Below are 5,871 nucleotides of genomic sequence, written 5' to 3'. Positions count from 1 at the left end.
CATTCAATATGCACCTGATAGCGGGCATCATATCCCCCCTCTTTCGGCACCTGAAAATAACCCAGGTGGCCGATGCTGTCGCCGGCACCGATTGGATACGGCGTGGGGCATATCACCTTGTCAAACTGCATCGGCTCCGCATAAGGCGGCAGCAGATGTGCCCACCACGACGGCCGAACAGCTGCACCTGATGACGGCACAAGATTATCTCTGTCCGTCAGGATCCAGTATTGTTGTCCTTCCACCAGACGGGTCTGCGTCCCTTTGGCCTTCGCATCGGCTGACAAACCTTTAAATGTCACCAGACCATAGCGGCGCGCCTTAGGCCCTGTCGCGCTACAGCTTGTTTCTGTCGCATCCCATTCAATCTGTGAACCTTTCGGGATGGTGGCCAGACGATATGTGTTTCTGTTCCCAGCGTTGGCATCAGGAGTCCACTCACGGCGAAATACGGGCAGCTTATCATTCACAATCCACTGCGTTTCGTTTTCACTTTTTTCATAAGCAGAATACGGCGCCAGGTGCATATACAGCGTATAAAAATTCAGGCCGCTTTCCGGTTTCTCCCCGGGCTGAATAGAGTGACGCACCAGAACAAAGGAGCCGGAGACGTTCAGCGGCCCCGTCTCCCACGGCACGTTCAGATAGTCGCGGCAAATCCGGTATGCCACCACGTCCCCGTCCGCCATACAGCGAATACTCTGCTCCCCCTTGTAAGGAACAGGGAAATCCAGCAGCTCAGAAGCCGCCCTGCCGCTCAGCGCACACCAGGGCGTGGTGGCGTTCGTGATATGAATACCCCCGTGCCACATGCCGTTACTTCCCAGCAGGTACCAGCCGGTTGCTTCACCGTCCAGATGCGACATCACATCGTCTCGGTTGGCAAAGTCATTGCCGCGCTTACTGGCTGGCACCGGCCAGGCGAATTTTGGTAATACTGACATATCTGGTCCCTCAGTTACTCAGCAGTTTACTGATGATATTTTTAATTTCGGCTATTTCAGTGCTGTTGAAATCCGGTGCACTTCATCGCTTCTAGGTTTATTATTTATCACTTACAATCAGTTCCACCCTCATTACATGCACTAATTTTATCCTAAAATAATGTTATTGCATTTTTTCTTCGATTTATATGTAAGCGGGTAAAATCGAACGCCTAGTAACATTACCGTATAATAGCCATTAACTTTACCATTAAGGGATTCGACCAATTTTGAAGTATACTAACCAAGTCTTACACCCTCATTAACTACTGACAAATCTGAAATAAACACCAGCGGAATACCTTTACCTGATTTTCTGTACTTAACGCATCTTAAAGAGATACCCCCTGATTCACCTGATTCACCTGATTCACCTGAACAAATTCCATATTAATTTTACCAGATTAAAAAAATCAATAGTCAGGTTTTTATCTGCGCGCACAAATAAAAAATAGCAAAAACTTATATTTAACCGAAACACATTAAGGGAACTGAAACTCACCACCCACGAAGTTAAATGGTACATCCTTAATATATTTACTATTTATATTACTTGCTTTGTATGAATTACCAAGACAATCATTTGATTGAATTACTTTATTGCTATACTTAATTGAGAAGGATATTGAGTATTCATTAAATCCCTTACCGTTTATAATATTTATAATATAACTATACTTACCGCGATTGAAACCATAGTAAGTAATATTATTTTCCTTATCAATGGCTCTCTTTAGCATATTCTTCTCATCAAATAAGACTCGTAATTCATCCTCTCCATTTTTACTAAAAGAGTAACTAATTTTTTGTGTTTCGTTATTCATGCGAAAGGAGACATTGCGATTCCCTTCCCCCTGAAATGAACAACTCATCAATTCAGTCTCGCTTTGTTTACAACCAAATGTACTGACAGAAAAAAAAGTACTAAACAAAAAAGCAAAAAATATTTTCATAAAAAGATTTTCTCACAAAATTCATAAGCCGATTGACGTTCAGCCAGCCCCATATCTCCGCCATTAACTTTTTTTGTCACTTTCCTGACATCAGCCAACCCGTTGCCATGATCTGCTGTATATACTTCATAATGCAGCCAGAACCATAAAGCACTGCGAATGGCGTATGGCATCTCGTTGACCATTTCCGGATCGCTCACCGTATCGGGAACATCTCCCCCCCAGTAATTAGGATAATCAACCTTGAAACCATGGTATTTCTCATAACCTGTAACCTGAATTAACCCTCTACCTCTGAAGGTATAACCATCGTCCGGATTACTTTTCCTATTACCATTCAACCTTAAGTAGTGTTTTCTTCCAATAGCTTGCTCATCTGCTCGACGAACTATTAACCCTGATGAATCCTTTTTATATCCATCAATTTCTGACTCTGATGGATGATTACGGTAATACTGGCTGAATGACCTTAAAGAGGCGGGCGAAAACTGAAACCCTTCAGTTCTTCCCTTCAACTGAGAGCCAACCTCACCTCTTATTTGAGAAAAGAAATGTCTCAATCTTGTTGGAGTATCAAGTTTGAAAGTCTTAAGCTTACCGCGCAATTCTTGGACAACTGCATTTATGTCGGTGTCAGAAGCATCAGGGAAAATCTTCTTCAGTTGTTCGTAAGTAACAGCATCACTACTGACTGACAGAGCCCCCAAAAACACCACCGGATGCATATGCCACAAAGATGGCCCCAGTTTTAGCTTACCCGCATCCTGCATCCACACCATCTTCTCTATATAGGCTTCACTGTACGCTTTCCATTCCGGCGCATCATTCATCAATGTGTTCAAAAACGATTGCCAAATCAACGTATCCTTTTTGTGATACCACTCACTCGGATGCTTCACAATCATCTTGTTCTTCACATCGCGATAAGATGGGTTATGACTACCTCCAAGCTTCACTCTTTAAATTTTTTCTTTAAATAATATTTAATCAACGCAGCATTTTTGTAGTTGAACTTAGCCCCCTTCCCTTCACATCCGGATAAATTTACATCATCATTTATATCAACATTCTTGGATATATTTCCTGTTCTATCATAGGTATATGCATAGACTTTATAGCAAACCATATTATGAGAATCAGCCAAATCCCCCCATGAGATCAAGTTTACAATATTCATTCCAGAAGAAATATTAATGAAAAAAACAGATAAATTCACAGGGGAAAGATTATCTTTATTTTTATAAGTATCAACAATCACATCACCCAATTCACTTTCTTTAACAAGATTTAGTCCCTTCTCTGTAACATATTTGATATGAACATTCGGAACACCTTTTAAAGCAAATGGACCATCAGCGATAACTTCATAAGTTTCTACGTAATCTCTACCCGTCCGGTCGTCTTTTTTTACACTTTCCCTCTCATGCCCACAAACCGAGTGATTAAGCGAAAGTGGTATATAAGGTTTTTTTGCATTCATTACAGCATAGGATTTGGCGAAAATATTAGCCAATTTCTCATCAAAAAAATAATACGAATAAACAGTCATTACACCATCACCTGTTTGTGACGACATCCCAACTCTTACCCCCTCAACCGTTCCCCACTTGCAAGAAAATGTTAATTGGTCTCTGATAGTTACCATATTAGCATTTCCTTCTAAAGCAATATCAATATTTTTTTGTCCATACGGGTTCTTTGCTGTCAGTGTGTAATATTTAGTACCATCAAGATCTTCCGCGCCGGGCTTTAAATAAAAGTCAGTAGCACAAGCACTCATAGAGATAAAAACAAATATTAATGAACTAAAATACTTCATTAAAAACTCCTTCACGTAACAATCTTTTTAAATTTTCAAATCGGTCATCGTAGTGATCATCATACTGATTAACTATCCTAGTTATTGAATATGACACATCCTTCGTAACACCTTGGTCAGCACGAGTCGGTAGATTATTATAATCCCAAAAATAAAGTGCGGATCGAACGGCATAAACAGTTTCGAGCAACAAATCAGGCTCAGCTTCAAAATCGACTCTTTGCCCCCATTTGCTCTCATGATATCTTGTAAACGATCTATAGTTTCCTCTAAACGTCAGCTGTTTCATTCCACGGCCACGATATCGCCAACCATCCCCACTTTCATATCCACCGTTACTAACCCTATTAGCATAAGCTTTGTTGGCTATATTTTCAGCGTTTTCCGCCTGACGCCCTGGAATGAAACCATCAGCCTCTGTTTCAACAACATGATTAGCATAGTATGCAAATTTTGCTACAAGTACGTTAGGTCTATAGTTAAAATTCTCGTTAAGGTTAAATCCAGGACCAACCTCCTGGAATACTTGAGCCATAACATAAAAGGGATAATGTCAGAATGACATTTCAAATAATAACTTAATCCTGAGCAATAGAATAAAACTAACGCAACGCATCTAAACGCATCTATTTGTTACGCCCCATATTTGCAATGAAGATACTTTTTTATTTTTGCTGCATTATCCAATGCATAACCTGATATTTTACCATTTTTTTTACTTTGAAAACCAGACAAATTAGGATCTTTACCTGAATCCAAGAACAACTTATAACCTGAATTTTTAGTGTAATTATATGTTTTTACTTCATAGTGGTATGGATACTGCACACCATTAGTGAAATAATTAACATTCCAGCGCAGAAGAACAACCAAATTTCTCTTGCCAGCAATAGAAGTAAAAAACACCGAGAAAACTTCAGCGGGAGCATCAGAGTATCTAAATGTATCAATTATTTTATTATATTCTCCGTTTACGGATGAATAACTTTGATAAAAATAAACATTTCTTTTATCTGGAGAGCTTTGAAAACAAATGAGCCCATTATTAAATGCGCTATCTTTGAATGGACCTTGAAACATTGCATTGGGGTTATCACCGCAAGCATAAACCAATGGTGATGCTAAAAGTATACTTAAAGCTATAATTTTAATTATACTATTTTTCATTTTAATCACCTTTACCTAACTCATTTTCGATCAACTGGGCTTCACCTTCACGGCGTCTTATCAAACCTCGTTGATTTGACCATAAGCGTTTCATACTTCGTAGGCGATTCGGGATGTTAATTTCATTTCCTTGAGCAAAATCATCTCGGATCTCTCTCATTTCGCGCCGGCTATCTATTGGGTCATTTGGTTTAGGGAGTGCTAATGATGCCCCACGATTGTAAATCAACGAAAGCATTGCCCCCGCACTATCCGGTGGAAGATTAATGGCCTGTGGATAAGCATTCACAACTATTTGACAATACCTTTGCTTAAGAACCATTGCCATATCTAACGCTTTATCTTTGCTTATAGTTATATCGGCCAGCCCATGAACGATTGATCTGGCACGGTCACCTTTTTTTCCAATTGCTGTCAGCAACCTTTCCACCTGCTCATTTGAGTAATAAGCACTCAACAATTCACGGGCTGATAATGTTGTCTGTTGACCTAAATCATAACCATATCCGATAGTAACACCACTTGACTGATCCCCACCTGGAACATAGGGTTTAGGGGCATATGCTTCCCAAGATAAAATAAATTCTGCAGATTTTTTTGATATCCGATAAATACCTAAAGATGTATTGAAATCAATAGTATCACTATATTTTTCGGCAATCGCACCCAAAAACACCACCGGATGCATATGCCACAAAGATGGCCCCAGTTTTAGTTTACCCGCATCCTGCATCCACACCATCTTCTCTATATAGGCTTCACTGTACGCTTTCCATTCCGGCGCATCATTCGTCAATGTGTTCAAAAACGCTTGCCAAATCGACGTGTCCTTTTTGTGATACCACTCACTCGGATGCTTCACAATCATCTTGTTCTTCACATCGCGATAAGATGGGTTATGTATCGCGCTCAGGTATTCCCGGGGCGAATAGGGACTGATGCTGCCGTC

General features: G+C 40.3%; 6 protein-coding genes and 1 pseudogene. All 7 read right to left on the bottom strand.

What is annotated here, in order from left to right; genetic code table 11:
• Positions 1–944: pseudogene (locus ACQKDS_RS20010) on the bottom strand (hypothetical protein); the annotation flags it as partial.
• A gap of 521 nt (positions 945–1,465) precedes the next feature.
• Positions 1,466–1,936: a hypothetical protein gene (locus ACQKDS_RS20005; RefSeq protein WP_399673307.1), complete on the bottom strand. Its 471-nt coding sequence runs from the start codon at positions 1,934–1,936 to the stop codon at positions 1,466–1,468.
• Positions 1,933–2,892: a glycoside hydrolase family 19 protein gene (locus tag ACQKDS_RS20000; protein WP_399673309.1), complete on the bottom strand. Its 960-nt coding sequence runs from the start codon at positions 2,890–2,892 to the stop codon at positions 1,933–1,935. Before ACQKDS_RS20000 ends, ACQKDS_RS20005 begins: the two co-directional genes overlap by 4 nt.
• Positions 2,889–3,755 (bottom strand): hypothetical protein, encoded by an 867-nt coding sequence (locus ACQKDS_RS19995; RefSeq protein ID WP_399673311.1) that lies wholly within the window; start codon positions 3,753–3,755, stop codon positions 2,889–2,891. The genes ACQKDS_RS20000 and ACQKDS_RS19995 overlap by 4 nt, the downstream gene beginning before the upstream one ends.
• Positions 3,742–4,290, bottom strand: coding sequence for a glycoside hydrolase family 19 protein (locus ACQKDS_RS19990; protein WP_399673313.1), 549 nt, complete (start codon positions 4,288–4,290; stop codon positions 3,742–3,744). The genes ACQKDS_RS19995 and ACQKDS_RS19990 overlap by 14 nt, the downstream gene beginning before the upstream one ends.
• 98 nt (positions 4,291–4,388) lie before the next feature.
• The gene (locus tag ACQKDS_RS19985; protein ID WP_399673316.1) at positions 4,389–4,922 is read right to left on the bottom strand and encodes a hypothetical protein; all 534 of its coding nucleotides are present in this window, start codon (positions 4,920–4,922) and stop codon (positions 4,389–4,391) included.
• 1 nt (position 4,923) lies between these two features.
• The coding region (locus ACQKDS_RS19980) for a pesticin C-terminus-like muramidase (protein WP_427673885.1) at positions 4,924–5,871 on the bottom strand (948 nt) is incomplete at its 5' end.

Origin of the sequence: Serratia sp. NPDC078593, from assembly GCF_050268245.1 — a bacterium.
Lineage (GTDB): Bacteria > Pseudomonadota > Gammaproteobacteria > Enterobacterales > Enterobacteriaceae > JBNNGK01.
Note: the sequence above shows the minus strand (reverse complement) of the source record. Positions and strands in the feature narration are given on the sequence as shown.

Excerpts from the sequence above, each read along its gene's own strand:
- ACQKDS_RS20005 (WP_399673307.1), bottom strand. The coding sequence starts at position 1,936 with ATGAAAATATTTTTTGCTTTTTTGTTTAGTACTTTTTTTTCTGTCAGT.
- ACQKDS_RS19995 (WP_399673311.1), bottom strand. The coding sequence starts at position 3,755 with ATGAAGTATTTTAGTTCATTAATATTTGTTTTTATCTCTATGAGTGCT.
- ACQKDS_RS19990 (WP_399673313.1), bottom strand. The coding sequence starts at position 4,290 with ATGGCTCAAGTATTCCAGGAGGTTGGTCCTGGATTTAACCTTAACGAG.
- ACQKDS_RS19985 (WP_399673316.1), bottom strand. The coding sequence starts at position 4,922 with ATGAAAAATAGTATAATTAAAATTATAGCTTTAAGTATACTTTTAGCA.